The 1,286-nt window shown below is 76.2% G+C and carries 1 protein-coding gene and 1 pseudogene; both read left to right on the forward strand.

What is annotated here, in order from left to right:
• Nucleotides 1-536: pseudogene (locus FV222_RS26435) on the forward strand (hypothetical protein); the annotation flags it as partial.
• Between the two features lie 66 nt (nucleotides 537-602).
• The coding region (locus FV222_RS26440; protein ID WP_147816086.1) for a DUF2793 domain-containing protein at nucleotides 603-1,286 on the forward strand (684 nt) is incomplete at its 3' end.

Below are 1,286 nucleotides of genomic sequence, written 5' to 3' on the forward strand. Positions count from 1 at the left end.
TCGCCGGCAGCGAGGCGGCGGCGACGCGCCCGGCTCCGGCCGGCAGCCTGATCGTCCGGCTCGACGACGGCGCGGTGGTCCCGTTGGTCGACCGCCTCGACGAGGCCGGCCGCCGGTTCCGCTACCGGATCGGCCCGGCCGCCCGCGATCCGGGCGACCCGTCCTTCGTCGAGGTCTTCGCCGCGGCCGGCCTGTCGGCGCTGGCGCCCCTGCGCCCGGTCCACCTGCGCGCCCGCCGCGAACCCGGCGGCGTGCGCCTCTCGTGGATTCGCCGGGCCCGCCGCGACGCCGACGGCTGGGAGGCCGCCGACATCCCCCTCGACGAGGCGGTGGAGGCATACGCGGTCACGGTCTTTTCCTCCGACGGGCGCGGCCTGCGCACGCTGACAGCCTCCGGGCCGAGCCTGCTCTACGCCGACGAGGCTGCGGATTTCGGCGGGCCGCAGGCGCTGCTCGACGTGGCCGTCGCGCAGGTCGGGGCGGCGTTCGGGCCGGGTGCGGCGGCCCGCGCGCGGTTGGCGGTCGCCCGGGCCTGACGCCGAGCAGCCTCGGCAGCCTCGTTCGCAAGACGCCCTGGAAGAACTGCTGGAGAGAGCTCGCCGATGTCGGACGCCACGCACAACCTCGCGCTGCCGCTGATCGCGGCCAACCAGGCGCAGAAGCACGTCACCCACAACGAGGCCCTGGTGCAGCTCGATGCGCTGGTGCAGCTCGCCTGCCTCGACAAGGACCTCGCGGCGCCGCCCGCCGCCCCGGCCGAAGGCGACCGCTACCTCGTCGTCGCGGCAGCGCCCACCGGGGCCTGGGCGGGCCTATCGGGTCAGGTCGCCTGCTTCCGCGACGGGGTCTGGATCGGGCTCGCGCCCCGGCCGGGCTGGCTCGCCTACGTCGCCGACGAGGCCGACCTCTACACCTTCGCGGGCGGCGCCTGGACGAGCCTGCGCGCCACCTTCACCACGCTCCAGAACCTCGCCCGCCTCGGAATCGGCACCGCGGCCGACGCCGTGAACCGCCTCGCGGTGAAGTCCGAGGCCGCGCTGTTCTCCTGGGACGACATCACGCCCGGCTCGGGCAGCGTGCGGCTCACCCTCAACAAGCAGGCGGCGGCGCGCGACGCCGGCCTGGCGTTCCAGACCGGGTTCTCGACGCGCGCGCTGTTCGGCACCTTCGGCGCCGACGACTTCGCCCTGAAGGTCAGCCCGGACGGCGCGCGCTTCACGACCCCGCTCGCGGTCTCGGCCGCCACCGGCCGGCTCGCGCTGGGGCGGGTCGCCGGCCCGCTCGAG

Source organism: Methylobacterium sp. WL103 (assembly GCF_008039885.1).
Taxonomy (GTDB): Bacteria; Pseudomonadota; Alphaproteobacteria; order Rhizobiales; family Beijerinckiaceae; genus Methylobacterium; species Methylobacterium cerastii.